Origin of the sequence: Aliiroseovarius sp. PrR006 (assembly GCF_010500215.1) — a bacterium.
Taxonomy (GTDB): domain Bacteria; phylum Pseudomonadota; class Alphaproteobacteria; order Rhodobacterales; family Rhodobacteraceae; genus Aliiroseovarius.
The window spans coordinates 1,596,333-1,621,422 of the sequence record NZ_JAAGOY010000004.1 but is presented as its reverse complement, the minus strand read 5'-3'; the positions used below and the strand labels follow the sequence as shown (position 1 = coordinate 1,621,422).

At 60.5% G+C, this 25,090-nt stretch carries 24 protein-coding genes and 1 other RNA gene; 14 read left to right on the top strand and 11 right to left on the bottom strand.

What is annotated here, in order from left to right; genetic code table 11:
- Nucleotides 1-159: 159 nt before the first annotated feature.
- Nucleotides 160-732, bottom strand: a complete 573-nt coding sequence (locus G0Q00_RS07945; RefSeq protein WP_370458552.1) for a cytochrome c family protein — start codon at nt 730-732, stop codon at nt 160-162.
- Nucleotides 733-830: 98 nt separating this feature from the next.
- Here G0Q00_RS07945 and G0Q00_RS07940 point away from each other — a divergent pair, with 98 nt between their 5' ends.
- The gene (locus G0Q00_RS07940) at nt 831-1,664 is read left to right on the top strand and encodes a prephenate dehydratase (protein ID WP_163037980.1); all 834 of its coding nucleotides are present in this window, start codon (nt 831-833) and stop codon (nt 1,662-1,664) included.
- Nucleotides 1,665-1,683: 19 nt separating this feature from the next.
- On the opposite strand, the gene G0Q00_RS07935 is transcribed toward G0Q00_RS07940, so the two are convergent.
- Together G0Q00_RS07935 and nudC are read right to left on the bottom strand one after the other, a co-directional pair.
- Nucleotides 1,684-2,145, bottom strand: a complete 462-nt coding sequence (locus G0Q00_RS07935) for an SRPBCC family protein (protein ID WP_163037978.1) — start codon at nt 2,143-2,145, stop codon at nt 1,684-1,686.
- Nucleotides 2,146-2,184: 39 nt separating this feature from the next.
- Nucleotides 2,185-3,147, bottom strand: coding sequence for an NAD(+) diphosphatase (nudC, locus tag G0Q00_RS07930; protein WP_163037975.1), 963 nt, complete (start codon nt 3,145-3,147; stop codon nt 2,185-2,187).
- Nucleotides 3,148-3,331: 184 nt separating this feature from the next.
- On the opposite strand from nudC, the gene G0Q00_RS07925 reads away from it, so the two are divergent.
- The 3 genes from G0Q00_RS07925 to rsgA all read left to right on the top strand — a co-directional run bounded on the left by G0Q00_RS07925 (nt 3,332) and on the right by rsgA (nt 6,519).
- Nucleotides 3,332-5,161 carry a bifunctional 2',3'-cyclic-nucleotide 2'-phosphodiesterase/3'-nucleotidase gene (locus tag G0Q00_RS07925; protein ID WP_255464738.1) on the top strand — a complete coding sequence of 610 codons (1,830 nt, stop codon included), beginning with the start codon at nt 3,332-3,334 and terminating at the stop codon, nt 5,159-5,161.
- 37 nt (nt 5,162-5,198) lie between these two features.
- Nucleotides 5,199-5,296, top strand: an RNA gene (ffs, locus tag G0Q00_RS07920) — signal recognition particle sRNA small type.
- Between the two features lie 191 nt (nt 5,297-5,487).
- Nucleotides 5,488-6,519, top strand: a complete 1,032-nt coding sequence (rsgA, locus tag G0Q00_RS07915; RefSeq protein ID WP_163037972.1) for a ribosome small subunit-dependent GTPase A — start codon at nt 5,488-5,490, stop codon at nt 6,517-6,519.
- Nucleotides 6,520-6,610: 91 nt separating this feature from the next.
- Here the strand turns inward: rsgA and G0Q00_RS07910 are convergent, their stop codons facing one another.
- The gene (locus tag G0Q00_RS07910; protein ID WP_163037970.1) at nt 6,611-7,096 is read right to left on the bottom strand and encodes a dual specificity protein phosphatase family protein; all 486 of its coding nucleotides are present in this window, start codon (nt 7,094-7,096) and stop codon (nt 6,611-6,613) included.
- A gap of 108 nt (nt 7,097-7,204) precedes the next feature.
- Between G0Q00_RS07910 and G0Q00_RS07905 the strand changes: the two genes are divergently transcribed.
- From G0Q00_RS07905 to recR, 3 genes are all read left to right on the top strand, one after another.
- A complete protein-coding gene (locus G0Q00_RS07905; RefSeq protein ID WP_163037968.1) occupies nt 7,205-8,965 on the top strand; it encodes a DNA polymerase III subunit gamma/tau in 1,761 nt (586 codons plus the stop codon).
- 66 nt (nt 8,966-9,031) lie between these two features.
- Nucleotides 9,032-9,376: a YbaB/EbfC family nucleoid-associated protein gene (locus tag G0Q00_RS07900; RefSeq protein ID WP_108855271.1), complete on the top strand. Its 345-nt coding sequence runs from the start codon at nt 9,032-9,034 to the stop codon at nt 9,374-9,376.
- A complete protein-coding gene (gene recR, locus G0Q00_RS07895; RefSeq protein ID WP_163037966.1) occupies nt 9,377-9,973 on the top strand; it encodes a recombination mediator RecR in 597 nt (198 codons plus the stop codon).
- A 7-nt stretch (nt 9,974-9,980) separates the two neighbouring features.
- Here the strand turns inward: recR and G0Q00_RS07890 are convergent, their stop codons facing one another.
- From G0Q00_RS07890 to argH, 3 genes are all read right to left on the bottom strand, one after another.
- Entirely contained in the window at nt 9,981-12,593 is a 2,613-nt protein-coding gene (locus G0Q00_RS07890; protein WP_203564957.1) for a DUF4175 family protein, read from the bottom strand.
- A complete protein-coding gene (gene lysA / locus G0Q00_RS07885) occupies nt 12,550-13,815 on the bottom strand; it encodes a diaminopimelate decarboxylase (protein WP_163037963.1) in 1,266 nt (421 codons plus the stop codon). Before lysA ends, G0Q00_RS07890 begins: the two co-directional genes overlap by 44 nt.
- 258 nt (nt 13,816-14,073) lie before the next feature.
- Nucleotides 14,074-15,471: an argininosuccinate lyase gene (gene argH, locus G0Q00_RS07880; RefSeq protein WP_163037961.1), complete on the bottom strand. Its 1,398-nt coding sequence runs from the start codon at nt 15,469-15,471 to the stop codon at nt 14,074-14,076.
- Nucleotides 15,472-15,651: 180 nt separating this feature from the next.
- Between argH and G0Q00_RS07875 the strand changes: the two genes are divergently transcribed.
- Complete coding sequence (locus G0Q00_RS07875) at nt 15,652-16,854, top strand: lytic murein transglycosylase (RefSeq protein ID WP_163037958.1); 1,203 nt, start codon at nt 15,652-15,654, stop codon at nt 16,852-16,854.
- Here G0Q00_RS07875 and G0Q00_RS07870 read toward each other — a convergent pair.
- The gene (locus G0Q00_RS07870; RefSeq protein WP_163037957.1) at nt 16,851-17,435 is read right to left on the bottom strand and encodes a DNA-3-methyladenine glycosylase I; all 585 of its coding nucleotides are present in this window, start codon (nt 17,433-17,435) and stop codon (nt 16,851-16,853) included. The genes G0Q00_RS07875 and G0Q00_RS07870 overlap by 4 nt on opposite strands.
- Nucleotides 17,436-17,571: 136 nt before the next feature.
- On the opposite strand from G0Q00_RS07870, the gene G0Q00_RS07865 reads away from it, so the two are divergent.
- From G0Q00_RS07865 to G0Q00_RS07845, 5 genes are all read left to right on the top strand, one after another.
- Nucleotides 17,572-18,375, top strand: a complete 804-nt coding sequence (locus tag G0Q00_RS07865; protein WP_163037955.1) for an EAL domain-containing protein — start codon at nt 17,572-17,574, stop codon at nt 18,373-18,375.
- A 159-nt stretch (nt 18,376-18,534) separates the two neighbouring features.
- Nucleotides 18,535-19,710 (top strand): acetyl-CoA C-acetyltransferase, encoded by a 1,176-nt coding sequence (locus tag G0Q00_RS07860; protein ID WP_163037953.1) that lies wholly within the window; start codon nt 18,535-18,537, stop codon nt 19,708-19,710.
- A 183-nt stretch (nt 19,711-19,893) separates the two neighbouring features.
- Nucleotides 19,894-20,616 carry an acetoacetyl-CoA reductase gene (gene phbB, locus G0Q00_RS07855; RefSeq protein ID WP_163037951.1) on the top strand — a complete coding sequence of 241 codons (723 nt, stop codon included), beginning with the start codon at nt 19,894-19,896 and terminating at the stop codon, nt 20,614-20,616.
- Nucleotides 20,617-20,912: 296 nt separating this feature from the next.
- Nucleotides 20,913-21,851, top strand: coding sequence for a transcriptional regulator GcvA (locus G0Q00_RS07850; protein WP_163037949.1), 939 nt, complete (start codon nt 20,913-20,915; stop codon nt 21,849-21,851).
- Nucleotides 21,851-22,726, top strand: a complete 876-nt coding sequence (locus G0Q00_RS07845; RefSeq protein ID WP_163037947.1) for an EamA family transporter — start codon at nt 21,851-21,853, stop codon at nt 22,724-22,726. Before G0Q00_RS07850 ends, G0Q00_RS07845 begins: the two co-directional genes overlap by 1 nt.
- Nucleotides 22,727-22,742: 16 nt before the next feature.
- Here G0Q00_RS07845 and G0Q00_RS07840 read toward each other — a convergent pair whose 3' ends face one another.
- The 3 genes from G0Q00_RS07840 to G0Q00_RS07830 form a co-directional block, all read right to left on the bottom strand.
- On the bottom strand, nt 22,743-22,916 hold the full coding sequence (locus G0Q00_RS07840) for a YdcH family protein (RefSeq protein ID WP_163037945.1): 174 nt from the start codon (nt 22,914-22,916) through the stop codon (nt 22,743-22,745).
- A 126-nt stretch (nt 22,917-23,042) separates the two neighbouring features.
- Entirely contained in the window at nt 23,043-23,801 is a 759-nt protein-coding gene (locus G0Q00_RS07835; protein WP_163037943.1) for a tRNA1(Val) (adenine(37)-N6)-methyltransferase, read from the bottom strand.
- Nucleotides 23,802-23,806: 5 nt separating this feature from the next.
- Nucleotides 23,807-24,022, bottom strand: a complete 216-nt coding sequence (locus G0Q00_RS07830; protein WP_163037941.1) for a DUF2007 domain-containing protein — start codon at nt 24,020-24,022, stop codon at nt 23,807-23,809.
- Nucleotides 24,023-24,081: 59 nt separating this feature from the next.
- Between G0Q00_RS07830 and G0Q00_RS07825 the strand changes: the two genes are divergently transcribed.
- The gene (locus G0Q00_RS07825) at nt 24,082-25,077 is read left to right on the top strand and encodes a polyprenyl synthetase family protein (RefSeq protein ID WP_163037939.1); all 996 of its coding nucleotides are present in this window, start codon (nt 24,082-24,084) and stop codon (nt 25,075-25,077) included.
- Nucleotides 25,078-25,090 lie beyond the last annotated feature (13 nt).

Below are 25,090 nucleotides of genomic sequence, written 5' to 3'. Positions count from 1 at the left end.
GCGGAATGCGTTGATCCGAGTAAAAAGCGCTGCCCGGTAACATTCAAGGCGCGAATTGGTGAACTGGGTGTTAATCCGCCGTACGCCGCCCGAAACGGCGCAACGAAAAAGGCCGCCCGGAATACCGGACGGCCTTTCAAATTCTTCACCGAGGGGCGCTTAGCCGCCGATGGTCGCCAGATACGCAACCAGGTTGGCGCGATCGCCGTCTTTCTTCAGGCCTTTGAAGCTCATCTTGTTGCCCGGTGCGAAGCCTTTCGGATCGGCCAGCCATGCGTCCAGCGCTTCGATGGTCCAAGCCTCGGCGCTCATGCCTGCCAGAACGTCCGAGTAACCGAAGCCAGCAACGCCAGCGATCGGGCGGTCGATCAGACCGTAAAGGTGCGGGCCGGTGCCGTTCTTGCCGTCTTCCAGCTTGTGGCAGGCCTTACACTTGCTCCAGACCTTCGCGCCTTTTTCTACGTCGGCTGCTGCAACCAGATCCGCGAAGGGTACGGCTTCTACCTCTTCTTCCTCGGCGCCGTGGTCGTCGCTTTCCACTGCGATGACATAGCCGGTGGCGGCTGCGTGTGCTTCGTCGCCGTGGCCAGCGTCATGGCCGCCGCCGCTGGTGTTATACAGGGCGCTGCCGGCCCAGTTGCCCAGCAGGAATACCAAGAGCGTGCCAATCACGGCGGCGCTCGCTTTTGTAAAGGTCATTGTGTCGAACATGTCGCGATCCGTCTCATCCAAAGTCAGAAGCCTTCTAGCCGCTTCCCTTGTGTCTTTTCAAGCGATATGACGCCCAACTTATAGTCCTTTAACGCTAACCCGCAGGGAGGGTCCGCAAAATGACCAGCCGAATCGCCTTTCAGGGAGAGCCAGGCGCCTATTCCCACGAGGCATGCCAGGCCGCTAGACCGTATATGGAAGCCATGCCCTGCGAATCCTTTGACGAGGTCATCGCGGCCGTGCGCTCTGGGAAAGCGGATCAGGCCATGTTGCCGATCGAGAACACCACTTACGGTCGGGTTGCGGACATTCACCGGCTGTTGCCGGAAAGCGGGCTGCACATTCTGGACGAGGCTTTTGTGCGGGTTCGGATCAGCCTGATGGGGCTGCCGCAGGCGAAGATCGAAGATATTCGGCTTGTGCGCGCGCATCCCGTGTTGCTTCCCCAGTCGGCAAACTTCCTGAAGTTGCACGGCATGCGCGGTGTCGGGGCTGCAGACAGTGCCGGGGCGGCTGCGCATCTGGCAAAGACCAAATCGCCGGGTGAAGGTGTGCTTGCCTCTGCGCTGGCAGCCGAGATCTATGGGCTCGATCTGTTGGCCGAGGATGTCGAGGATCACGGCCACAACACCACCCGCTTTGTCATCATGGGCCGCGAACCCAATTTGGAGCGGCGCGGCGAGCATGGCATGATCACCACCTTCGTCTTCGAAGTGCGCAACATACCCGCCGCGCTCTATAAGGCGATGGGCGGGTTTGCGACCAACGGCGTGAACATGACCAAGCTTGAAAGCTATATGGTGGACGGATCGTTCAACGCGACGCGATTTTATGCCGACATCGACGGTCACCCAGATGATCGTGGCGTTCAGTTGGCTCTGGAAGAGCTGGCCTATTTCACCTCGACGCTGGACATTCTTGGGGTCTATCCCCGCGATCCGGCGCGCGATTAAGCGAACGCCCCGGGCGCGGTCAGGCCCTGTAGCGCGCTTCGATCGTTGCCGCGTATTCCGACACGCGCTTGCGGAAACGACGCAACATCGTCGTGCGCGCCAGCTTCAAGGACTGGATCAGAAGCCGTGCCGGAATGGTCTTGGGGCGCATGTCGACGCTCAGGCTCATGCGTGTGCGCGTGCGGGACAGGGGCACGAGATCGACTTCCACGTTGGCAGTCATCCCCGAGATTTTCGTCCAGATGCCTAGATAATTGGGGCGGTCGAACTGCTCTATGTTGATATCGGCAACCCGCTGACGGCCACGATGGGCAAATTTGGCCTGCCAGCTCATGCCCTGACCGGGTTGGGGCAGAGAATCAACCCGACGGACCTCGGCCCCACGGCGCAAAGCGGCAAGTTCGAAGCTTTCGAAATCGGTGACGGCGTCGAACACCTGATCGATTGTGGCCTCGATGTCTTCATGGGTCTTGATCTTCATCAATCGCTCCTGCTGTTCGCGTCTGGGGTGAAAATGAGGTTAGTCCAACCGATCTGCAAGCCAGTTCTGCATTAGAAAATGCGCAATTGCACCTTTTCTGGCGGGTTTGATTGCGGGATTGCGACCGGCAAAGATATCCAGCATGTCCTCGCGCGTGATCCAAAGGGCGTCGGCCAGTTCGGCCGGGTCCAGCTTGATCTCGCTGGTGGTCGCATGCCCCCAGGTGCCGACCATCAGCGAGGATGGATAAGGCCAGGGCTGAGACGCCAGATAGCCAACCGGCCCAACGCGCACGCCTGATTCTTCGAAAACTTCGCGCCGCGTAGCCGCTTCGATGGTTTCGCCGGGTTCCACGAACCCCGCCAGAAGGGAATACATGTCCTCGGGCCACCCGATCCCGCGCCCAACCAGAACCGAGTTGCCATGCGTGATCAGCATGATCACCACCGGATCGGTGCGCGGAAAATGCGACCGACCGCAGGCGTCGCAATCACGTTGCCAACCCGCCATTGCAACGCGCGTTTTCGCGCCGCAATTGGCGCAGAACCCGTGGATGCGGTGCCATTCAAGGATCGACCGCGCGGTGGCGGCGACTTCGGCCTCGTCGGGGGTTAGCCCCGCCATCGTCGCGCGCAGCTCGGCAAAGCCAAAATCCTTTGGCAGATCTGGATGCGTCTGAATGCTGCGATCTACGAACTGTGTCGCGTCTGGCAGGGCGTCTTCGGGCTCCCACCGTGAAACATCCAAGGCAAACAGCGGCACATCATTCTGAAGGCCAAGATAGACACGCGGGGTAGCCTCGAAATCGGCGGGAAGCGTGTCTTGGGTCAGATAGGCCAGATCCCAGCCCTCGCCCTCGGGCTTTAGCAGGATTTTCCCGCGCCACAGCGGCAATAGCTGCGCGGTTTGCGCCAGCTCTGCAAGCTTTTCCGGTTTTGCACGGCTTTCGGCATCCCGGTTCAAATTGCCAGCTGCAAACGTGACCTGTTCGGCGATTTTCATGAGGCTGTCCTGCGTTGGTATGGTGGCGCGCACGCTATCAGAGACGACCCGGCTGTCCAGTTTGGAATCTTGCCGTTATCGGGTCATTAAATTGACATCATGCAACATTAGCGAGAATTGAAAATACATAAACATCCAGAAGGTGATCTTGCAAAGTGATCAAGGGAAAGGAAATGGCGAGGGGATGAGGCACTTCGTTCAAAATCCAGTTTCGGATCAAGGTGTTCGTGTAAGCTTGCGGATCTTGGCAACCACTGATTTGCACATGAATATCCTGCCCTATGACTATCACGCGGACCGGTCTGTCAGCGGGTGGGGGCTGTCACGCACGGCGCAACTGATCGACGACGCTCGCGGCGAAGCGGCTAACGTGATATTGCTGGATAATGGCGACAGCCTTTACGGCTCGGCGCTGGGGGAGCGTCTGCCCAATGTGGACAGCGACCCGGTACATCCCATGATCCGCGCCATGAACCACCTGAACTATGATGCCATGAACCTTGGCAACCATGATTTCGATCAGGGGCGGGATGCCGTCTTGCGGGCTATTCGCGGGGCTGAGTTCCCGGTGCTGACGGCGAATGCCGAATTGCCAAAGGGTGCGGGGATTGTCCCGTATGTTTTGCTGCGCAGGCAGGTCAAAGACGATCAGGGCGGTGTGCAGATGCTGACGATTGGCGTCATTGGCTTCCTGCCACCGAACTCGCTTCATCAGGCGCAGATTGACACGACCGATATTCTGGATGCGGCGCGTCACTATGTGCCGCAGATGAAAGCGGAAGGTGCGGATGTGATCATCGCGCTTGCCCATAGCGGGATGGGGGCCAAGGCACACCGCGCGGATATGGAAAACGTGCTGTACCCCCTTTCGACTGTTCCGGGGATTGACGCATTGATCGGAGGGCATACGCATCAGGTATTCCCCGCTGAAGAGGCCGAGGCTGACGGTGTTCTGAATGGCGTTCCCACGGTCATGCCGGGGTTTTGGGGGTCTCATCTGGGGGTGATTGACCTGTCGATGGTCTGTCTCGATGGGCAGTGGGGCCTGTGTCATGGGGCCGCCAGTTTGCGGGCGGTGTCGGACGACCCCGGCGATGAAGCGCCGACGAAAAGCACCATCGAAACGCTGTTTTCTGATCTTCACGACGCCACACGCGCCGCGATGCAGGCACGGGTTGGGAAAACCGTTCAACCACTGAATAACTATTTCACCCTTGTCGGCGCAGACAGCGCGACGCGGCTGGTACAACATGCCATGTTGGACCATGCCCGCTTGGTCCAAGAGGCGCTGGACCTGCCCGACCTACCGCTTCTCGCCGCCAGTGCGGCCTTCAAGTCGGGCGGGTTTGGCGGGCCTGACTACTACACGGCCTTGAGCGCCGGAACGATGACGCAGCGATCCTTGGCAGACCTCTATATGTTTCCTAACAGCTTTGCTTTGGTGAAGGTGACCGGCGCGTTTTTGCGCAACTGGCTTGAGCGGTCGTGCAGTATCTTCAACCAAGTTTTGCCGGGGCAAGGGGCGGTTCAGCTGAAAGATGATGGCGTGCCCGGCTATATCCACGAAAGTGTTCTTGGCCTGACCTATCAGGTCGATCTGAGCCAGCCCGCGCGCTTTTCGCCAGCAGGGGCCTTGCGCACGGCCGACGCGGGGCGTCTCAGGTCGTTGCGCCACGAAGGGCGCTCGGTACAGGATGACGACCAGTTTCTTCTGGCAACGACGGATTATCGCGTTCTGGGTGGGGGGAACTATCCGATCCCCGCACCCGAAGACATTCTTCCTGTTGTACCCATCGAGATTCGCGAGCTGTTGACGGATTATGTCGCCAATCAAGACCGTATCAGGCTTGATGTCGCTCCGACCTGGCAGTTCGAGCCGATTGCCGGGGCTTCGGTCTGGTTTCGATCTTCGCCAAAGGGGCGTGACGTCGTCCAGGAGTATCCGTGGCTGCAGTTAAACGAACGGACCGCGTGTGATGACCGTGGATTTACCTGCTACGAGCTGCCGCTCTGAGGCTTGCATCCCTCAGCGCAGCCTCATATATGGAAGGCGAGAGGTTGGCGCGGGTAGGCGCCTCGCCAATCTGGTCAGGTCCGGAAGGAAGCAGCCACAACGAGCCCCGTCTGGGTCGTGTTCAGCCTCTCACCAAGTTTCAAATCCGCAGGATTTGAAACCCCGACAGGCGAAACGTGTTTCGCCGAGAGGGACAATGAACTTCCCGACACATGAAACACGGTTTCACTTGGTCGGCCCAAAGCCCGCGCGGCGATCCCCCAATTTCGCCACGCATTTGAACGGAGTGTTTTCATGCGTGTTGTTCCGGCCCATCAGGATGCCCAATGACGCATGCGCTTGTGGAACTCGGCTGGTCGCCTGTGCTTGAACAGGAACGCGCCGAACATCCGGACACGCTGACCCCCTTCCGGCTGACCGAAATCCACCGTGCGCAGATGTCTGCGCTTGGCGAGGGTGGCGCTGTCACGCTGACCACACCGAAGTTCTCGGCGGGGGAGCTGGCGGTGGGCGACTGGGTTCTGGCGGACCCAGAGATGCGCATTCAGCATATTCTAGATCGCCGCTCGCTGCTGCAACGGCGCGGCGCGGGGACGGATGCACATGTGCAGCTGATCGCTGCGAATGTGGACACGCTGTTCATCGTGACCTCGTGCAACGACGACTTCAACGTCGCGCGGTTGGAGCGCTTTCTGGCGCTGGCGCACGAGGCCGGGTGCTATCCGGTTCTGGTGCTGACCAAGGCCGACCTCTGCGATGACCCGCGCGAATACGAGCGCGAGGCACAGGCGCTGGATCCGATGCTGACGATCTTGACAGTGAACGCGCGCGATCCCGAAAGCGCGGCTGCGGTTGCTGCGTGGTGCAAAGCCCCGCAAACCGCTGCCTTTATCGGCTCTTCCGGAGTGGGAAAAACCACGCTGACCAACGCGCTGACCGGCGGGGATGCGGCCACTGGAGGGATCCGCGAGGATGACGCCAAGGGTCGTCACGTGACCACTGCGCGCTCGATGCGGCCGATGTTGCAAGGCGGTTGGATCATCGACATGCCGGGCATGCGTGCCCTGCGTCTGATCGACACCCGCGATGGCATCGACAACGTGTTCGACGATCTGGCCGAGCTGGAAGCCCAGTGCCGCTTTTCCGATTGTGCCCATGAAACCGAGCCGGGCTGTGCTGTGCAGGCCGCAATTGCAGCGGGCGAGTTGGATCTGGAACGTCTGGACCGCTGGCTGAAGCTGCGCAAGGGCGAGAAGAAGAACTCGGAAACCGTGGCGCAGTCGCGGTCGCGGGAAAAGAAGTTCTCGAAGATGGTGAAAGGTGTCGTGAAGGGCACGAAGCACCGCAAGGGTCGGTAGCTCGCTTCGCGAGCCTGAGGGGCGTTGCCCCCTGTGAAATCCCTGCGGGCTTTCACATTCCCCCAGGATATTTAGGACAAGAAAATGCGGGTTAGGGGCTGCTGGCCCAGTCTTTCTGTGCGTCGGTTTCGACAGCGCAGGGGCGGGCCGCGCGTAGGCGGGAGAGGGCTGTGGCGGGCTCTACCCCGGTTTCGCAGAGGATGCGCAGAAGCATCATGCCGGACCGTCCGCAGCCACCCTTGCAATGAGCCAGCACTTTGCCGCCTTGGGCGAGGATGCGGTGGGTGGTGGGGGATATGTCGTGCCAACTGGCGATGATCTTCGCGGTGGGGGCGCCGAAATCCTGAATGGGGAGGTGATGCCAGATGACATTCGCCTTTGTCAGGTCTCGGCCCAAATCGGCAGCGCCAAAGCTGTCCATCTCGCGCGTGGTGGTCATGGTCAGCACCATGTCGGGCGCCCATTCAAGCAGCGCCTCAAGGTCTTCGCGGTAATCCCCACTGCGGCCGGGCAGTGGGCAGATGCCAAGGGTTCCGTTGCCTGCGGGCAGCTGTGCGATGGGAAAGAGTGGATCCATGCGCATGGCGTAGCACGCGGAATGGGATCCGCCAATTGGCTTTCGGTGGACGGCGCGGCTTTGGCCGCATAGTCTGGCCCAGATACGAATCCGGCCCGAAGGCATTCCATGACCGACACGCAATCCGACGCCCCCGCCTATCAGGTTCTGGCGCGCAAATACCGCCCCGAAACCTTCGCCGATCTGGTTGGGCAAGGGGCGATGGTTCGCACGCTGAAAAACGCGTTCGAGGCGGACCGGATTGCGCAAGCCTTTGTGATGACGGGCATTCGCGGGGTCGGCAAGACGACCACAGCGCGGATCATTGCCAAGGGGATGAACTGCATCGGCCCGGACGGGCAGGGTGGCCCGACGGTCGAGCCATGTGGCGAGTGTGAGCACTGTGTGGCGATTGCCGAAGGTCGCCACGTGGATGTGATGGAGATGGACGCCGCATCCCGCACCGGGGTTGGCGACATTCGCGAGATCATTGAAAGCGTGCATTATCGGGCGGCTTCGGCGCGCTACAAGATCTACATCATCGATGAGGTTCACATGCTGTCGACCAGTGCGTTCAACGCGCTGTTGAAGACGCTGGAAGAGCCGCCCGCGCACGTGAAATTCATCTTCGCGACGACTGAAATTCGCAAGGTTCCAGTGACGGTGCTGTCGCGTTGTCAGCGCTTTGACCTGCGCCGGATTGAGCCTGAAGACATGCTGGCCATGCTGCGCCGGATCGCCGATGCCGAAGGGGCCGAGATTGCAGATGACGCTCTGGCCCTGATCACGCGGGCGGCCGAGGGGTCTGCGCGTGATGCGCAGTCTTTGCTCGATCAGGCGATTTCGCATGGCGCAGGTGAAACCACCGCCGATCAAGTGCGCGCGATGCTTGGCTTGGCAGACCGTGGCCGGGTTCTGGACCTGTTTGACATGATCCTGAAGGGCGACGCCGCAGGCGCGCTGACCGAGTTGGGCGCGCAATATGCGGATGGGGCCGACCCGATGGCGGTGCTGCGCGATCTGGCCGAGGTCTCGCACTGGGTCAGTATCATCAAGATCACGCCGGAAGCGGTCGAGGATCCGACCGTGTCCCCCGACGAACGTACGCGCGGGCAGCAGATGGCACAGGCTTTGCCGATGCGCGTCCTTGCCCGGATGTGGCAGATGCTTCTGACCTCGATCGAGGAAGTGGGCCGTGCACCAAACGCGATGATGGCGGCGGAAATGGCAGTCATTCGTCTGACCCATGTGGCCGATCTACCCTCGCCTGAAGAGCTGGTGCGTAAGCTGAAAGATACGCCGACACCGCCAACTGGGCCGGGTGGTGGCGGCGGGATGCCTGCGGGCAATGGCGCACCAATGGGTGCGCCGGCCATGTCGACGCAATCTATGCCTTCGGGACCGGGTGGCGGGGCCACCGCTTTGGCCGTGGCGGCAGATGCCGAAACCTCTCTGGCCCGCTATGCGCGGTTCGAGGATGTGGTCGAGCTGATCCGCATCAACCGCGATGTGAAGCTGTTGGTCGAGGTTGAAGGCGGAGTGCGTTTGGCCGCATACCAGCCGGGACGGATCGAGTTTACGCCGTCCGACAACGCGCCGCAGGATTTGGCTGCGCGTCTGGCACAGCGCCTGCATGGCTGGACCGGCGTGCGTTGGGGCGTGACACTGGTGAATGGCTGCGAGGCGCCGACCATCACCGAAACCCGCGATGGCGAGAAGCTGGCGCTGGAGGAAGAGGCCAAGGCGCATCCGTTGGTGCAGGCCGTGATCGCCGCCTTCCCAAAGGCCCGTATCACCGAAATTCGTTCCGCTGAGGATATGGTGCAGGAGGCCGCCGAGGAAGGTCTGGCCGAGGTCGAAGACGAATGGGATCCGTTCGAGGAAGACTAAGCGCGACCTTGTATCATAGGCGCGCCGCCCGTATCTAATCCTCAAGTGACATAACAGGAGCATCACATGTTCAAAGGACTGGGCGGTCTCGGCGATATGGCCGGGATGATGAAGAAAGCGCAGGAAATGCAGGCCAAGATGGCCGAGCTGCAGGAAAACCTCGAGACCATGACTGTGGTTGGCGAAAGCGGCGCAGGGTTGGTCAAGGCGACCGCTACCGCAAAAGGCGTTCTGACCAGTCTGGACATCGACCCGACCATCTTCAATCCGGATGAAAAAGAAGTGGTCGAGGATCTGATCCTTGCCGCGATCAAGGATGCTCAGGCCAAGGCGGCGCAGCGTTCGGAAAGCGAAATGTCGCGTCTGACGGAAGAGCTGGGCCTGCCCAAAGACATGAACCTGCCGTTCTAAATGTCAGAAGCACCGCGCGATATCGAGAACCTGATCGAGCTGATGGCGAAGCTGCCGGGGCTCGGTCCGCGTTCTGCCCGTCGGGCGGTGCTTTACCTGATCCGCAAACGTGCGCTGGTGCTGACGCCTTTGGCGGATGCGATGCAGGCGGTTGCGGAAACCGCGCGGGAATGCGTGACCTGCGGCAATGTCTCGACCTCGGATCGGTGTGACATCTGCGTGTCGGAAAAGCGTGCCACCGGCGAGATTTGCGTGGTCGAAGACGTGGCCGACCTGTGGGCGATGGAGCGCGCGGGTCTGTTCAAGGGCCGCTATCACGTGCTGGGCGGAACGCTGTCTGCGTTGGACGCCGTTGGCCCTGAGGATTTGGGCATACCGCGTCTGGTCCAGCGTGTTGTCGATGACAACATCAGCGAAGTCATTTTGGCCCTGAACGCCACCGTCGATGGCCAGACCACCGCGCACTATATTGCTGACGAGCTTGAGGGTCGCTGTCTGGTGTCCTCGCTGGCTCAAGGTGTGCCCATCGGGGGCGAGCTGGATTATCTGGACGAGGGCACGATCTCGGCCGCGTTGTCTGCACGCAAGCGGATGTAACTGCGGCTTAGAACTGATCCAACAGACGTTCCAAATAATCGCGTTCCAATTGCGGGCGGTCTGACTCGCCCGAGCGTTTGCGCAATTCCTGCATCAACTCTTCGGCCCGGCGATAGGTCTCGTCCGTGTCGCCCAGCGGACTGTCGGTCGATGCCGCCCCGCCGCGGCCCGATGCGCTGCGGCCCAGCGGATCCTGATCCGAGGCCTGATTGTTTTCGCCCGGGTTCTCGCCCTGCTGACCATTCTCGCGGGCCTGCTGATTGGCCATTGCCTGATCAAACTGACGCAAACCTTCGCGCATGGCTTCCATCGCGTCGGCTTGCTGATTCAGGGCTTCGGGGATGTTGCCTTGCTCCAGTGCATCGGCTGCTTGCCCCATCGCACGGCCCGCTTCATCCAGCGCGTCGCGGGCGGCTTGCCCGGCGGGATCGCCCGCGCCGGGCAGGTTGCGGCGTTGCGCGTCCAGTTCGTTTTGCAAGGCGCGCTGACGATCCGCAAGGCTGGTGCCGGGATCACCGCCACGGCCTTGGCCGTCTTGCCCTTCCTGCGCGCCGCCTTGGCCATCCTGGCCCTGTTCGCCGCCCGATCCCTCGTGGCTTTGTCCGCGGCCCTGACCGCCATCGCGTCCTTCGTTCTCTTGGTTTTCACCGGCGGCGGATCCTTGTCCCTGTTCCTGAAGATCGCGGAAGGCCTGATCCGATAGGCCCTGCTGCTGACGCATGGTCTCGCGCAGCTCGTCGCGTGCCGCTTCGCCGGGGCGCTGGCTTTCACCACCGCGCTGGGCCTGCATGTTCTCCATCATCCGGCGCATCTGGTCGAGAAGCTCTATCGCCTCATCGGTGCGGCCCTCGCGCATCAGTTCTTCGATCCGGTCCATCATCGCGTCCAGATCAGATTGGCTAAGCTCTATCGCGTTGTCAGGCTGCGGTGCGTTCGGATCGCCTTCCGGGGCTTGCTGGGCCAGTTGGTCCATATAGTCGCGCATCGCCTCGCGGTATTCGTCCATCAGCTCGGCCAGTTCCTCGGGCGTGGCGCCGTCGCGCATGGCTTGTTCCAGACGCCGCTGCGCCTCTTCCATGCGGGCGCGGGCGTCATCCAGCTGCCCGTCTTCCAGTTCAACTGCCACATCCCACAATACCTGCGCCACCTCGTCCCGCAGGTCGCCGGGGACACCTTTGGCCACATCGGTAAACGCCAGACCCGCCTCAAGCCGCCGGATCGCGCCGCGCAGTTGCAGATAGATGCCTTCGGGCAGGGACAGGTCTTCCGGGTGGAACAATGTGGCGCGCAGAACTTGCGAGACACGCCGGGCGTTGACGCGGTTCCACAACAAGTCGCGGCGTTGTTCGATCAGCGCCTTGGCCATCGGGTTCAGAAAGCGCCGACCGGGCAGGATCATGGGGTAGGGCTGGCTGTCTCCTGTCTGTTTCGCGCCGTCCTGCGCCTGAAAAGTGAGGGTGACGGGAAGGCCCGCATAAGGGTGTTCGATCAGATTTTCCTGAAGTGTCCCTTCGATCATCTTGCGCGCCCCGCGATAGGGCAGGGGCAGGTCCACCGCCGCCTCGGGCCGTGGTTCAGGGTCGATGGTCAGCCCGTGCGCGCGTGTGACATCGTCCAGCGACAGGGTGATGATGACGGCGCCCCCCGTGATGCCATAGTCATCTGTGGCCACGAAACCGAGCGTGAAATCACCATTGAGCTGCCGGGTCAGTGGCCCGTTCGGCTGAATCGTCGGCGGTGTGTCTTCTAAGGCGGTGATTGCCCAGTCGCGTGCCTTTGGCCCGTCGATGGTCAAGCCGCCGCTGCGTGTGATCCGTTGGCTGAGGCTTGGCGCTGCGCCCGCATCCCTGTCCAGAACCGACCCAGCGAATTCTAAGGCGTCTGGATCGCCGTACCTGCGCAGGGTTAGGCGGCTGCCCCTCGGGACTGTCAGCGCCCCATCGGGTTGGTCGTGAAGATACAGGCTGGGTTGGCCGGTATAGGACGGCGGCTCGATCCAGCCTTCCCAACTGGCGGCAACCTGCGCGGCCGCACCGGGTGCGCCCGAGGGTGCCGGGCTGTTCCAAGGCCCAAACCCAATCGCCATGACCGCCCCGGTCGCCGCAATCAACCGCAATGCAAACGGATCTTTCCGTGCCACCCGCAGATCAGGATGGACTGCCTGCACATCATCCAGCTGCGCGAGCATCCGGTCCTGGTGGGCCTGCCACAGCTGGGCCGAGGCCACGTCACCCACGCCGGTTGCCTGATCATCTTGAAGTGCGGCAATCGGGTGGCCCTTCAAGCTGTCATCCAGACGTCGAAGGGCATGTCCTGAAGTGGGCCAGACAAAGCGCCGCGCCGCCGAGGCAAGGAAGGCCAGCGCTGCGACAGCAAGCACCACAGGCACTGCCCAGCCCCGCAATCCACCGAAGCCCGCCAGCGCGATCGTCGCCAACCCAACGGTCGCAAGCGGCCATCCGACGTGCCAGAGTCGCTCCAAAACCATCCCGCCCCTTGTCAGTGCCAAGGGCCAACGAAGGCGCTTTTGCACCTTCTGGGACAGGTCGGGCCGGGTCACCGAACCCGTGGGAACATCACAGCCATTCTGGAATGGTATCGCGTCCCAGCATTTCTTCATAGGTGGGACGTGCGCGGATGACAGCATATTGATCGTCCATCACCAGCACTTCGGGGATGAGGGGCCGCGAGTTGTACTCGGACGCCATCACTGCGCCATAGGCCCCCGCCGAGCGGAAGGCGATCAGATCGTCTGGCTTCAGGCTGTCCAGATCGCGGCCTTTGGCAAAGGTGTCGCCGGTTTCGCAGATCGGGCCGACAATGTCATAACGGGACTTTTCTTCACCCGGGGCGGTTTCGACCACGGGGATGATATCGTGATGCGCCTCGTACATCGCGGGGCGCACAAGGTCGTTCATTGCCGCGTCGACGATCAGGAAGTCCTGCCCTTCGCCCTCCTTCACATAGATGACGGAGGTGACCATGATCCCGGCATTGCCCGAGACCAGACGACCCGGTTCAATCTCGATCTCGCACCCCAGATGACCCACGGTTTCTTTCACCATCTGCCCGTATTCGATGGGCAGGGGGGGCGCGTCGTTCGAGCGTTCATAAGGAATGCCAAGCCCGCCGCCCAGATCAAGGCGCGTAATGTCGTGGCCGTCTTCGCGCAGCGCTTCGGTCAGTTCGGCCACTTTTTCATAGGCTTCACGGAACGGCTGAAGCTCGGTTAGCTGCGAGCCAATATGCACGTCGATGCCAACGGCCTTTAGGCCGGGCAGGGATGCGATTTCCGCATAAACTTCGCGTGCACGTGCAATCGGAATGCCGAACTTGTTTTCCGACTTCCCGGTCGAGATTTTGGCGTGGGTTTTCGCGTCCACATCGGGGTTCACGCGCACAGTGACGGGGGCAACAACGCCCAGATCGCTGGCGACCTCGGACAGCACACGCATCTCGGGCTCGCTTTCCAGATTGAACTGGCGGATGCCGCCCGTCAGCGCCAGACGCATTTCGTCGCGGGTTTTGCCAACGCCCGAGAACACGATCCGGTCACCCGGCACGCCAGCCGCAATCGCGCGGCGGTATTCGCCGCCCGATACCACGTCCATCCCCGCGCCCTTCTCGCCCAGCAGTTTCAACACTGCGAGGTTCGAGTTCGATTTCACCGCGAAACAGACCAGATGATCGGCCCAATCCAGCGCTTCATTGAACAGTCCAATATGACGTTTCAACGTTGCCGCGGAATAGACATAGAAGGGCGTGCCAACCTTGGCAGCGATCTCTTCAATCGATACGTCTTCGGCGTGCAATACGCCGTCACGGTAAAGGAAATGGTCCATCTTGGGCCTCGTCTGTCTGCGCTTCCCGACTGCCCTAGCGGAACTGCGCCTGCCGCTCAACCCTCCGGGCCTGCTCTTTTTCTTGTCTTAAATATCCCGGAGCGCGAGGCAGAGCCTCGCAAATGAAAACGCCGGCCACTTGGACCGGCGTTTGAAGCTATTGTGCTTGAGTGTCCTCGGGTGACCCCGGACGGATGGGCTCGCCATCCGCGCCGCAGGCCGCCAGCCCTAGAAGCGCGGTGATCAGAAGCGCGCGGATCATGTCAACGCCTCGGTCCAGCGGGCAATCTGTTTGCGCACTTCGCTAGGCGCGGTGCCGCCATAGCTGGTGCGCGAGGCGACCGAGTTGTGGACGCCCAGCACGCCAAACACTTCTTCGGTGATCTGCGCGTTGACTGACTGCATGTCTTCCAGCGACAGGTCGGGCAGGTCACAGCCGCGATCCTCGGCCATCGCCACCAGAGACCCGGTGACGTGGTGGGCATCGCGGAACGGCATGTTCAGCGCGCGTACGCACCAGTCGGCCAGATCGGTCGCGGTCGAGAACCCGGACGAGGCCGCGGCCTCAAGACTTTCGGTATTCGCGGTCATGTCCGACACCATCCCGGTCATTGCAGCCAGTGCCAGCATCAGATTGTCGGCGGCGTCAAAGACTTGCTCTTTGTCTTCCTGCATGTCTTTGGAATAGGCCAGCGGCAGACCCTTCATTACGGTCATCAGACCGATATTGGCGCCCATGATCCGGCCGATTTTGGCGCGGATCAGCTCGGCGGCGTCGGGGTTGCGTTTCTGCGGCATGATCGACGAGCCCGTCGACCATTTGTCCGACATGCGCACGAAGCGGAACTGGGCCGAGGACCAGATCACCAGCTCTTCAGCGAAGCGCGACAGGTGCATAGCGCAGATCGTGGCGGACGACAGGAACTCCAGCGCGAAGTCACGGTCGGCCACGGCGTCCAGCGAGTTTGCGGTCGGGCGGTCAAAGCCAAGCGCCTCGGCCGTCATGTGGCGATCGATGGGGAAGGACGTGCCGGCGAGGGCAGCGGACCCCAATGGGCTTTCGTTCATCCGGGCACGGGCGTCGCGGAAGCGCGACATATCGCGGCCGAACATCTCGACATAGGCCATCATGTGGTGGCCCCATGTCACGGGCTGTGCGGTTTGTAGGTGGGTGAAGCCGGGCATGACCCAATCGGCACCCGCTTCGGCCTGACCCAGCAGCGCGCGGATCAGGGCTTCGAGCCCTTGGGTCGCGGCGTCCATCTGGTCACGGACCCACAGTTTGAAATCGGTGGCAACTTGGTCGTTGCGCGACCGCGCGGTGTGCAGGCGACCAGCCGGTTCGCCTACGATTTCTTTCAGACGCGCTTCCACATTCATGTGGATGTCTTCCAGCGCGGTCGAGAAGGCGAAGTTGCCTTCCTCGATTTCGGACAGCACGGTCAGCAAACCCTCGCGGATGACCTTGGCGTCGTCTTCGGTGATCACACCAGTCGCGGCCAGCATCGCGGCATGGGCGCGCGAGCCTTCGATGTCCTGTCGTGCCATGCGCTGGTCATAGCCGATCGAGGCATTGATCGCCTCCATGATCGCGTCGGGCCCTGCCGAGAACCGGCCGCCCCACATTTCATTCGCGGATTTCGTGTCGTCGCTCATGATCTGCCTTTCAGGACATATTTCTGCTGACTGCATGCTATACGCGGCAAGGCGGGTGGGTGCAATTGCTGTAGCCCCGGTTGTTCACGGCACGCTTTTGCCGATGTGGCCGGATTGCCTTTGTGTCGCCACTTGCAGTCCCTAGAGTGGCTGGACACGCTGCTGCCAACAGGATCCCCGATGACCCGACATTCCCCGTCCCTCAGTCGCCGTTTGGCGATGGCCACGCTGACCGCTGCGGCGGTGATGCCGGGGCGCGTGCTGGCCGATAGCGGGTTTGCGGGCTGGCTGTCGGGATTTGCGACCAAGGCAAGGTCGGTAGGGGTCAGTGCCTCAGCTCTTAAGGCGCTTGGGCGGGCAGAGTACCTGCCCTCGGTCATCAAATCGGACCGACGTCCGGCGGAAACTGCGCGCAGTTTGCAAGATTATATCAGCTCGGCGGCGTCGCCTCAGCGCATCAAGGGCGGGCAGCGAATGCTGTCGCGCTATCCGACGCTTCTGAAGAAGATTGAACGGAAATATGGCGTCTCGAAAGAGGTCATCGTCGCAATCTGGGGCATGGAAAGCAGCTTTGGCGCGGTGCGTGGATCAGCTTCGGTCCTGTCGACGCTGGCCACTCTTGCCTATGAAGGCCGCCGCCGCGATTTGTTCGAGGCCGAGCTGCTGGCCGCCCTGCAGATCCTGACCGCGGGCGACGTGTCGCCATCACGTTTGAAGGGATCATACGCAGGGGCGATGGGACACACACAATTCCTGCCCAGCTCGTATCTGGCCCATGCCGAAGACTTCAACCGCGACGGCGCGCGGGACATCTGGTCGGATGATCCAACGGATGCGCTGGCCTCGACCGCTGCCTATCTACGGGCCAAAGGGTGGGCAAAAGGTCAGCCCTGGGCGATCGAGGTTCGTCTACCGAAAGGGTTTGATCTAGCGTTGACTGGACGGATCTATTCGCGCCGCCTGCGTGATTGGGGAAAGTTGGGAGTGACGAATGTGGCGGGACACCCGCTGACTGGTGACGCCAGTGGTGCACTGATTCTGCCAGCTGGCCCGACGGGCCCTGTCTTTATGATCTTCCAGAATTTCCACGTTCTGAAGACCTATAACTATGCTGATAGCTATGTGATCGGTGTGGGCCACCTGTCCGACCGTCTAGCGGGGCGCGGTGCGATCCGGGCCAGCTATCCCAAGAACCCATGGGGGATGACCACCAAAGAACGGCAGGCGCTTCAGAAGCGTTTGAACGATCTGGGGTTTCAGGCGGGGCGCCCCGATGGTGTGATCGGAGAAAAAGGCCGCGCCGCCATCCGCGCCTATGAGGCGTCGCGCGGGATGCCGGTGACTGGCGTGCCCAGCTCCCAGCTTTTGGCGCGCCTCAGCTAGACCTGATCGTGCCGGTGGCAGCTGACCAGATGGTTGTTGAACAACCCGCAGGCCTCCATCCACGCATAGACAATCGTCGGACCGCAGAACTTGAAACCAGCTTTCTTCAGGTCTTTTGAGATCTGCGTGGACAGCGGGGACGAAGTCGGCACTTCGTCCAGCGCCTTGTATCGCCCGTTCAGCGGCTCGCCGCCCACATAACCCCACATCATATCCCGAAAGGCGTCGGCACCGCCCAAGTCCAGATAGGCCTGCGCGTTGGTGATCGTCGCTGCGATCTTGCCGCGATGCCGGATGATGCCTTTGTCCTGCAAGAGGCGCTCAATCTCGGGCTCACCCCATGTGGCGATGCGTTCGGGATCAAACCCCTCAAAAGCCGCACGAAAATTATCTCGCTTTTTAAGGATCGTGATCCAGCTGAGCCCGGCCTGAAAGCCATCAAGGATTAATTTTTCCCAAAGCGCACGCCCGTCCCATTCCGGCACGCCCCACTCAAGATCGTGATATTCCTGATAAATCGGCTCGCTTCCGCACCACGGGCAGCGGGCGGTGTCAGGGTTTTGCGACGTGGAAAGGGTCATAAGGTCGGGTCCGTTACGATTTTAGGCAACTTATCTGATTTACGTCTCATTAGCATGGAATTGTCACTTATGGTCGTACGGCAGCACAGGTGACACCATGTTCAACGATGGAAGTAAGATACTCCCGGACACGCAGATGCAAGACCCTGTGGGCGGCCCCGTCGGGGATCCGCTCAGTTCGGCGATCAGGATGCGGGATAAGGGTGCGATCAGCCTTGTGCGCGAGGCGTTGCGCAAAAAACGCGTCCGGCTGGCCTTTCAGCCCGTCGTGCAATCGACCAGACCAGATCGCCATGCGTTTTTCGAAGGGCTGATCCGCGTTTTGGACCCAAACGGACGGGTGATTCCCGCCAAGGACTTCATCGACTCGGTCGAAGATAAAGAGATGGGGCGCCAATTGGATGCGCTTGCGCTGGAAAAAGGATTGGAGGCATTGCAGGCCGAACCCAACCTTCGCCTAGCCATCAATATGTCTGCCCGGTCGATCGGTTACCCGGGATGGAAAAAGGTGTTAGAGCGGGGGCTCGAAGATGATCCGCATCTGGGCGAGCGTCTGATCCTTGAGATCACGGAGCGTACTGCAATCACCATGCCCGAGTTGGTGGGGGTCTTCATGGCCGAGATGCAGGGTCACGGCATCAGTTTCGCGCTGGATGACTTTGGGGCAGGCTATACCTCATTCAAATACCTCAAGGATTTCTATTTTGACATTATTAAGATTGATGGCGAGTTCATCCGCGGGATCCATAGCGACGCGGATAATCAGATCCTCACGCAGGCCATGGTCTCGGTCGCGCGGCATTTCGATATGTTTACCGTGGCCGAAAGTGTCGAAACGGCCGAGGATGCGGCCTTTCTGACCCAGATCGGTGTGGACTGCATGCAGGGGTATTACTTCGGCGTTCCGACCCTGAACCCCTATTGGTGTAAAGCGGCATAGGCGCGTGTGATAACGCAACCACGCGCTCTTCGCTTGATTTTCTCTGCAATGCAGCACAGGATGCGCTCAGCAATGATCGTGCGGGATGGCGTGTGTTTTGGAAATTTCTGAAATACGCGACATCTTGCTGATCGTCAGTCTGGAGGAAAAGGAAGCAACATGACCAATGTCGTAATCGTATCGGCCGCGCGCACCGCCGTGGGCAGTTTCTCGGGATCGTTCGCGAACACCCCCGCCCATGATCTTGGCGCCACTGTTCTGGCCGAGATCGTCGCCCGCGCTGGAATTGACCCGTCCGAGGTCAGCGAGACCATTCTGGGTCAGGTGCTTCAGGCCGGTCAGGGTCAGAACCCGGCACGCCAAGCACACATCAACGCGGGCTTCGCGAAAGAGGCGTCGGCTTGGGGAATCAACCAGGTTTGTGGTTCGGGGCTTCGTACCGTGGCGCTGGGCGCGCAGCACGTGCAGCTGGGCGATGCCGCCATCGTAGCTGCCGGTGGTCAAGAGAACATGACCCTCAGCCCCCACGTCGCACATCTGCGCGCTGGGCACAAAATGGGTGATATGAAATTCATCGACTGCATGATCAAAGATGGTCTGTGGGATGCGTTCAACGGTTACCACATGGGCCAGACCGCCGAGAACGTGGCTGAGCAGTGGCAGATCACCCGCGAAATGCAGGACGAGTTCGCCGTAGCCTCGCAGAACAAGGCCGAAGCCGCTCAGAAAGCAGGCAAATTTGCTGACGAGATCGTTCCCTTCACCGTGAAAACCCGCAAGGGCGAGATCATTGTGGATCAGGACGAATACATCCGCCACGGCGCCACTATGGAAGCCATGCAGAAACTGCGCCCGGCTTTCACCAAGGACGGTTCGGTCACTGCTGCAAACGCCTCGGGCATCAACGATGGTGCTGCCGCTGTGCTGCTGATGTCGGCTGATGAAGCCGAGAAGCGTGGGCTGGAGCCGCTGGCCCGCATCGCCTCTTACGCCACTGCTGGTCTGGACCCGTCGATCATGGGCGTTGGCCCGATCCACGCATCGGGCAAGGCGCTGGATAAGGCTGGCTGGAAAGCTCAGGATCTGGATCTGGTTGAAGCCAACGAAGCCTTCGCGGCTCAGGCTTGTGCTGTGAACAAGGACATGGATTGGAACCCGGATGTGGTGAACGTAAACGGTGGCGCCATCGCCATCGGTCACCCGATCGGCGCCTCGGGCTGCCGTATCCTGAACACGCTGCTGTTCGAAATGAAGCGCCGCGAAGCCAAGAAGGGTCTTGCGACCCTCTGCATCGGCGGCGGCATGGGCGTGGCCATGTGCCTTGAGCGTCCGTAAGATCGAAATGAACGATGGAAAAGGCGCCTTCGGGCGCCTTTTTTGTTAAGAGTTTTGTCGTGCTCTTGTCGCAGATGCAAAATAAACTCTGCATTGCGGCAAAATGTTTGCGCAATAATATTGCGCAAGTTAAATTGAAAATGTAACAGAGTTTCAGACCCAAGATTCGTAATGGAGGAATACATGGCCCGAGTTGCACTCGTCACCGGAGGTTCGCGCGGTATTGGCGCATCAATTTCAAAAGCGCTGAAAGCGGAAGGCTACGAAGTTGCCGCGACTTTCGCTGGAAACGAAGAGAAAGCCGCAGCCTTCACCGCCGAAACCGGCATCAAGACTTACAAGTGGAATGTCGGCAGCTATGAAGAAAGCCAGGCCGGTATCGCACAGGTCGAAGCTGATCTTGGCCCGATCGACGTGGTCGTTGCCAACGCTGGCATCACCCGTGACGCACCGTTCCACAAGATGACGCCCGAACAGTGGCAAGAAGTCATCGACACCAACCTGACTGGCGTGTTCAACACCGTGCACCCGATCTGGCCCGGCATGCGCGAGCGCAAGTTCGGCCGCATCATCGTGATCAGCTCGATCAACGGTCAGAAAGGTCAGTTCGCTCAGGTGAACTATGCTGCGACCAAAGCAGGCGATCTGGGTATCGTTAAGTCGCTGGCCCAAGAAGGCGCACGCGCAGGCATCACCGCAAACGCCATCTGCCCCGGCTACATCGCGACCGAAATGGTTATGGCGATCCCGGAAAAAGTGCGCGACTCGATCGTTGCCGGCATCCCGGCAGGCCGTCTGGGCGAACCGGAAGAAATCGCACGCTGCGTGGCCTTCCTGGCGTCGGACGATGCGGGCTTCATCAACGGCTCGACCATTTCGGCCAACGGTGCTCAGTTCTTCGTTTAATTACGCGGGACAATCACAATTCAGGGGCTGGCCGTTCTGGCCAGCCTTTTTTGTTGGCAGCTGAGGAGTCAGCGAAGCCAGACGCGTTGATATCGAACGGCCAATGTTCCGAAAGACCAAGGCGCGCTCTTTATGTGCGCGCTGATAGGCGGCTTGAAGCTCGGTCTGGGTTGTCGCGGTCTCCAACATAATCCTAATCCCCTTAAGTCATCTTTGCGTGATTTTAGTATGGGATGTTGAAATGCAGGCGACAAACGAGACTTTCAAAGGTTTCAGATAAGTGATACTTGACTGAAATGAGTGACCGCCTGCCTCCGTTGACCGCCCTGCGTGCTTTCGATGCCGCTGCCCGCCATATGTCGTTTCAGAAGGCTGCGGCCGAGCTGAATGTGACGCCGGCGGCCCTGTCTTTTCAGATTAAATCGCTTGAAGAACATTTCGGAGCGCCACTTTTCCATCGCCTTAACCGTGCTGTTGAGCTGACCGAGGCCGGACGCCTTTTGGCCCCCGGCGCGGCGGACGGGTTCGAGATGCTGACCAGAGCGTGGCGCAATGCGCGGCGCAGCTTGGATAGCAATACTTTGACCGTAACGGCGGGCCCGGCGTTTACATCGAAGTGGCTTGCGCCCCGGCTGTATGCCTTTGCTCAGGACCATCCCGAGATCGAGCTGCGCTTCGCTGCTGGATTGAAAATGGTGGATTTGAACCGGGACGAGGTCGATGTTGCCATTCGTTTTGGCTATGGCCCGGACGACGGGTTGTATTCTCATCCGCTGGCGAACGAATGGCTGACCCCGGTTATGCTGCCTGCACTGGCCGAAAAATATCCGGAGCCGAAAGACTTGTTGTCGGCGCCTCTGATACACAACACCTCGGATGATTTCCTGAACCCGCCCTGTGATTGGCCCGCTTGGCTGCGCGCGGCTGGGGTTGAAGGTGCGCCCCGGATTGCCTCGGTGTTCTCGCAACCCGACCACGCGCTGGATGCGGCGATGTCCGGAGTGGGCGTCGTCTTGGGACGGCGTGCCTTTGTTGTGAAATATCTGACTGAAGGGCGTCTGGTCGCACCATATGGCTTGGCGTTGTCCACCAAAGCCCGGTACCGTTTCCTCTGCCGTCAGGGGCAGGAAAACCGGCCAGCCATCGCGGCGTTCCGCGATTGGGTACTTGCTGAAATCGCAAAAAACACGCATGTAACTGAAAGTTTGAAGATCGTTTCGGTCGAGGATTTGTAGTGACGCGGAAGACTGCCACCCTCATCGGGTTTATTGCTGTACTGCTCTGGTCGCTCTTGGCGCTCTTTACCGTAGGCACGAACCCCGTACCGCCCTTCCAACTGGCTGCGATGACCTTTCTTGTAGGGGGCACGCTGGGCGTCATCTGGATTGCCACAACCGAGGGGTTGGGGGTTCTGCGCACGGTCAGTTGGCGCGTCTATGCGTTCGGAACTCTGGGCCTGTTTGGCTATCACGCGCTGTATTTCTCGGCCCTGCGCATGGCACCTGCGGCCGAGGCTGGGCTGATTGCCTATCTATGGCCCCTCTTCATCGTTTTGTTTTCCGGATTGCTGCCTGGGGAAAGCCTGCGCCCGATGCATGTGATCGGAGCGCTGGTCTCTTTTGCAGGGGCCGCTTTGATCGTGCTGGGCGGCGCCACGGGCTTTGACACCGCTGCGCTGCCGGGCTTCGCTCTGGCCTTTCTGTGTGCGCTGACTTGGTCGGGTTATTCGGTTCTGTCGCGCCGTCTCGGAAATACGCCCACGGCTTCGGTGGTGGTGTTCTGCCTATCCACCGCCATCCTATCCATCGGCGCGCATATGCTGTGGGAGGATACGGTCTGGCCCAACGGAGCATTGGGCTGGGCGTCCGTCGCAGGGCTTGGGCTTGGGCCGGTTGGATTGGCCTTTTATGTCTGGGATGTGGGGGTCAAACGCGGCGATATCCAACTTCTTGGCGTTGCCAGCTATGGCGCGCCATTGTTGTCTACGCTGGTCTTGATCTTAGCGGGTGTTGCCCAGCCACACCCATCCTTGCTGATCGCGGGGGTGTTGATCACTGCTGGGGCTTTGATGGCGGCACGGGCCAGCGCCGGTTCGTCAAAACAGACCTGACCCGAGCCTAAAGTCGTCAGGCCGTGGCCGTCGTCAGTCGTTCAATTTCTTCCTTGAGCTGGAGCTTTTGCTTTTTTAGTTCGGTAATCTCGGCATCGGTGGTGCCGGGCGCGCGCTGGATCTCTTCGACTTTATCCGAGAGGACCTCGTGTTTCCTGCGCAGCTCTTCAAGATGCGAACTCATGCTCATGGCGATCCTCCTGTTGGTTTATAGAACGTACTGAGTGCACCACACTTTTTCCCGCTTGTCACGGAATCGTTGCAAATCTTTGCGGGTATCTGCTGACGTGGTTGCGCGGGATTTAACTGGTGGGCTTTACCCCCAACTCAATGCCGCTCCGTCGCGCAGGATGGCCTGTATCGCAGGCGTATAGTGTTCACGATCCGAGGTATGTGCCGCGCCTTCATGCAGAACAATCGGTGCTGCCAGTCGAAATGCCGCACGCCCGCCTTTGCGGGCCTGCAGCAGTAACAGTTTCGCCGCGCGCCCGGTGCGTGGGGACAAAGGTTGTGCGACCACCGACCCAAGCCGATCATCGAGCGCTGACAAAATGTCTGGCAACCGCTCGGCGGCGTTGATCATCGTCAATAGCCCACGCGGCCTCAAACGACGTGTGGCCTGATCCAACCAAACCGCCAATGGGGTCTCTTCCCCCATCGCCTGTTCGCGGGCACCATGCGGTGACATACTTCCGCGTGCTCGGTCGAAATAGGGTGGGTTCATAATCACATGATCAAAGCTTCGGGCACGTAGTATTTCGGGCATCTGTGTCAGATCCCCATCATGCACGGTCAGAGAAATTCCGTTATCTTCTGCATTCTTGCGGGCCAGATCTGCGTGATCGGCTTGTCGCTCGATCCCGTACAGGTCCAGCCCGGGTATCCGCCGGCCTAGGCACAAAGACGCCGCCCCGACGCCGCAACCCAGCTCCAGCACGGCCTGACCGGTCTGCGCAGGCACGGCGCTTGCCAGAAATACAGGATCAACCCCTGCACGATAGCCCGTTCTGGGTTGCGTCAGCACAAGCTGCCCGCCCAGAAAGTCATCCTGTGTCAGATCGCCGGGATGCATCATGGCCCTTAGCTTTCGAAGGCGATGTCATGGTCACGCAGGATGGCGCGGGCGATGAACAGATCCTGGTCCCGCACCATCAGTCGGCGCGGCAAAATGCCAATGCTTCCTTCCAGCGCACTCATATGGACGTCCATCGCAAAGCAAGCTATATCCTCGCCTGTAAGAAGGGCGGTGACGAAGGGGATCATAGTTGGATCCGTGGTTCTCAGAAGCTCTTTCATGCTTTCGGAGATAAGGGCATCCCTGCCCATTTGTCGAGCCGGTTGACGGGAAGGTGAATATGCTGATCGAAGCTGCACATAAGCCGCATGAGCGCCTGGGCCAGCATTTGGCCAAGGATATGGAGGCCGTGAACACGCTGATTCGCGAACGGATGGCCTCGAAACATGCGCCGCGTATTCCCGAAGTGACTGCGCATCTGGTTGATGCAGGCGGCAAACGTCTGCGCCCGATGCTGACCTTGGCAGCCGCGCGTCTGTGTGGCTATGACGGCCCCTATCACATCCATCTGGCCGCAACGGTCGAGTTCATTCACACCGCGACGCTTCTGCATGATGACGTTGTGGATGAGAGCGCCCAACGCCGTGGCCGCCCGACCGCGAACCTTCTGTGGGACAACAAGTCCAGCGTTCTGGTGGGGGACTACCTATTCTCGCGTTCGTTCCAGCTGATGACCGACACCGGCTCGTTGGATGTGCTGCGCATCCTGTCCAATGCTTCGGCCACAATTGCTGAGGGCGAAGTGCTGCAGCTGACTGCCGCGCAGGATCTGTCGACGGATGAAGACATCTATCGTCAGGTCGTTCGCGGTAAAACCGCCGCACTGTTCTCGGCTGCGACCGAGGTCGGCGGTGTCATCGCGGATGCGCCGGAAAATCAGGTGAAGGCGCTGTTTGACTATGGCGACGCGCTGGGGATTTCCTTCCAGATCGTGGACGACCTTCTGGATTACTGGGGCGGCGATGCCACCGGCAAGAACATCGGTGACGATTTCCGCGAACGCAAACTAACCCTGCCGCTGATCAAGGCTGTGGCCAAGGCCGACGACGAAGAGCGCGCCTTCTGGACCCGTACGATCGAAAAAGGCCGTCAGGAAGAGGGCGATCTGGAACACGCTTTGGAGCTGTTGAACAAGCACGGTGCTCTGGAAGACACCCGCGCCGAAGCGATCGCTTGGGCGGACAAAGCCAAAGCCGCCCTGACTGCACTGCCCGACGCCCCGATCCGCCACATGTTGCACGACATTGCAGATTACGTGGTCGCGCGCCTGAACTAATCGCTCATTTTCT

Coding starts and splice junctions, on each gene's coding strand:
- G0Q00_RS07840 (WP_163037945.1), bottom strand. CDS start 22,916: ATGAGCATGAGTTCGCATCTTGAAGAGCTGCGCAGGAAACACGAGGTC.
- G0Q00_RS07890 (WP_203564957.1), bottom strand. CDS start 12,593: ATGAAGAAATGCTGGGACGCGATACCATTCCAGAATGGCTGTGATGTT.
- phbB (WP_163037951.1), top strand. CDS start 19,894: ATGGCCCGAGTTGCACTCGTCACCGGAGGTTCGCGCGGTATTGGCGCA.
- G0Q00_RS07925 (WP_255464738.1), top strand. CDS start 3,332: ATGAGGCACTTCGTTCAAAATCCAGTTTCGGATCAAGGTGTTCGTGTA.
- rsgA (WP_163037972.1), top strand. CDS start 5,488: ATGACGCATGCGCTTGTGGAACTCGGCTGGTCGCCTGTGCTTGAACAG.
- G0Q00_RS07860 (WP_163037953.1), top strand. CDS start 18,535: ATGACCAATGTCGTAATCGTATCGGCCGCGCGCACCGCCGTGGGCAGT.
- recR (WP_163037966.1), top strand. CDS start 9,377: ATGTCAGAAGCACCGCGCGATATCGAGAACCTGATCGAGCTGATGGCG.
- G0Q00_RS07865 (WP_163037955.1), top strand. CDS start 17,572: ATGCAAGACCCTGTGGGCGGCCCCGTCGGGGATCCGCTCAGTTCGGCG.
- G0Q00_RS07935 (WP_163037978.1), bottom strand. CDS start 2,145: ATGAAGATCAAGACCCATGAAGACATCGAGGCCACAATCGATCAGGTG.
- nudC (WP_163037975.1), bottom strand. CDS start 3,147: ATGAAAATCGCCGAACAGGTCACGTTTGCAGCTGGCAATTTGAACCGG.
- argH (WP_163037961.1), bottom strand. CDS start 15,471: ATGAGCGACGACACGAAATCCGCGAATGAAATGTGGGGCGGCCGGTTC.
- G0Q00_RS07835 (WP_163037943.1), bottom strand. CDS start 23,801: ATGATGCATCCCGGCGATCTGACACAGGATGACTTTCTGGGCGGGCAG.
- G0Q00_RS07825 (WP_163037939.1), top strand. CDS start 24,082: ATGCTGATCGAAGCTGCACATAAGCCGCATGAGCGCCTGGGCCAGCAT.
- G0Q00_RS07940 (WP_163037980.1), top strand. CDS start 831: ATGACCAGCCGAATCGCCTTTCAGGGAGAGCCAGGCGCCTATTCCCAC.
- G0Q00_RS07870 (WP_163037957.1), bottom strand. CDS start 17,435: ATGACCCTTTCCACGTCGCAAAACCCTGACACCGCCCGCTGCCCGTGG.
- lysA (WP_163037963.1), bottom strand. CDS start 13,815: ATGGACCATTTCCTTTACCGTGACGGCGTATTGCACGCCGAAGACGTA.
- G0Q00_RS07910 (WP_163037970.1), bottom strand. CDS start 7,096: ATGGATCCACTCTTTCCCATCGCACAGCTGCCCGCAGGCAACGGAACC.
- G0Q00_RS07875 (WP_163037958.1), top strand. CDS start 15,652: ATGACCCGACATTCCCCGTCCCTCAGTCGCCGTTTGGCGATGGCCACG.
- G0Q00_RS07830 (WP_163037941.1), bottom strand. CDS start 24,022: ATGAAAGAGCTTCTGAGAACCACGGATCCAACTATGATCCCCTTCGTC.
- G0Q00_RS07905 (WP_163037968.1), top strand. CDS start 7,205: ATGACCGACACGCAATCCGACGCCCCCGCCTATCAGGTTCTGGCGCGC.
- G0Q00_RS07850 (WP_163037949.1), top strand. CDS start 20,913: ATGAGTGACCGCCTGCCTCCGTTGACCGCCCTGCGTGCTTTCGATGCC.
- G0Q00_RS07900 (WP_108855271.1), top strand. CDS start 9,032: ATGTTCAAAGGACTGGGCGGTCTCGGCGATATGGCCGGGATGATGAAG.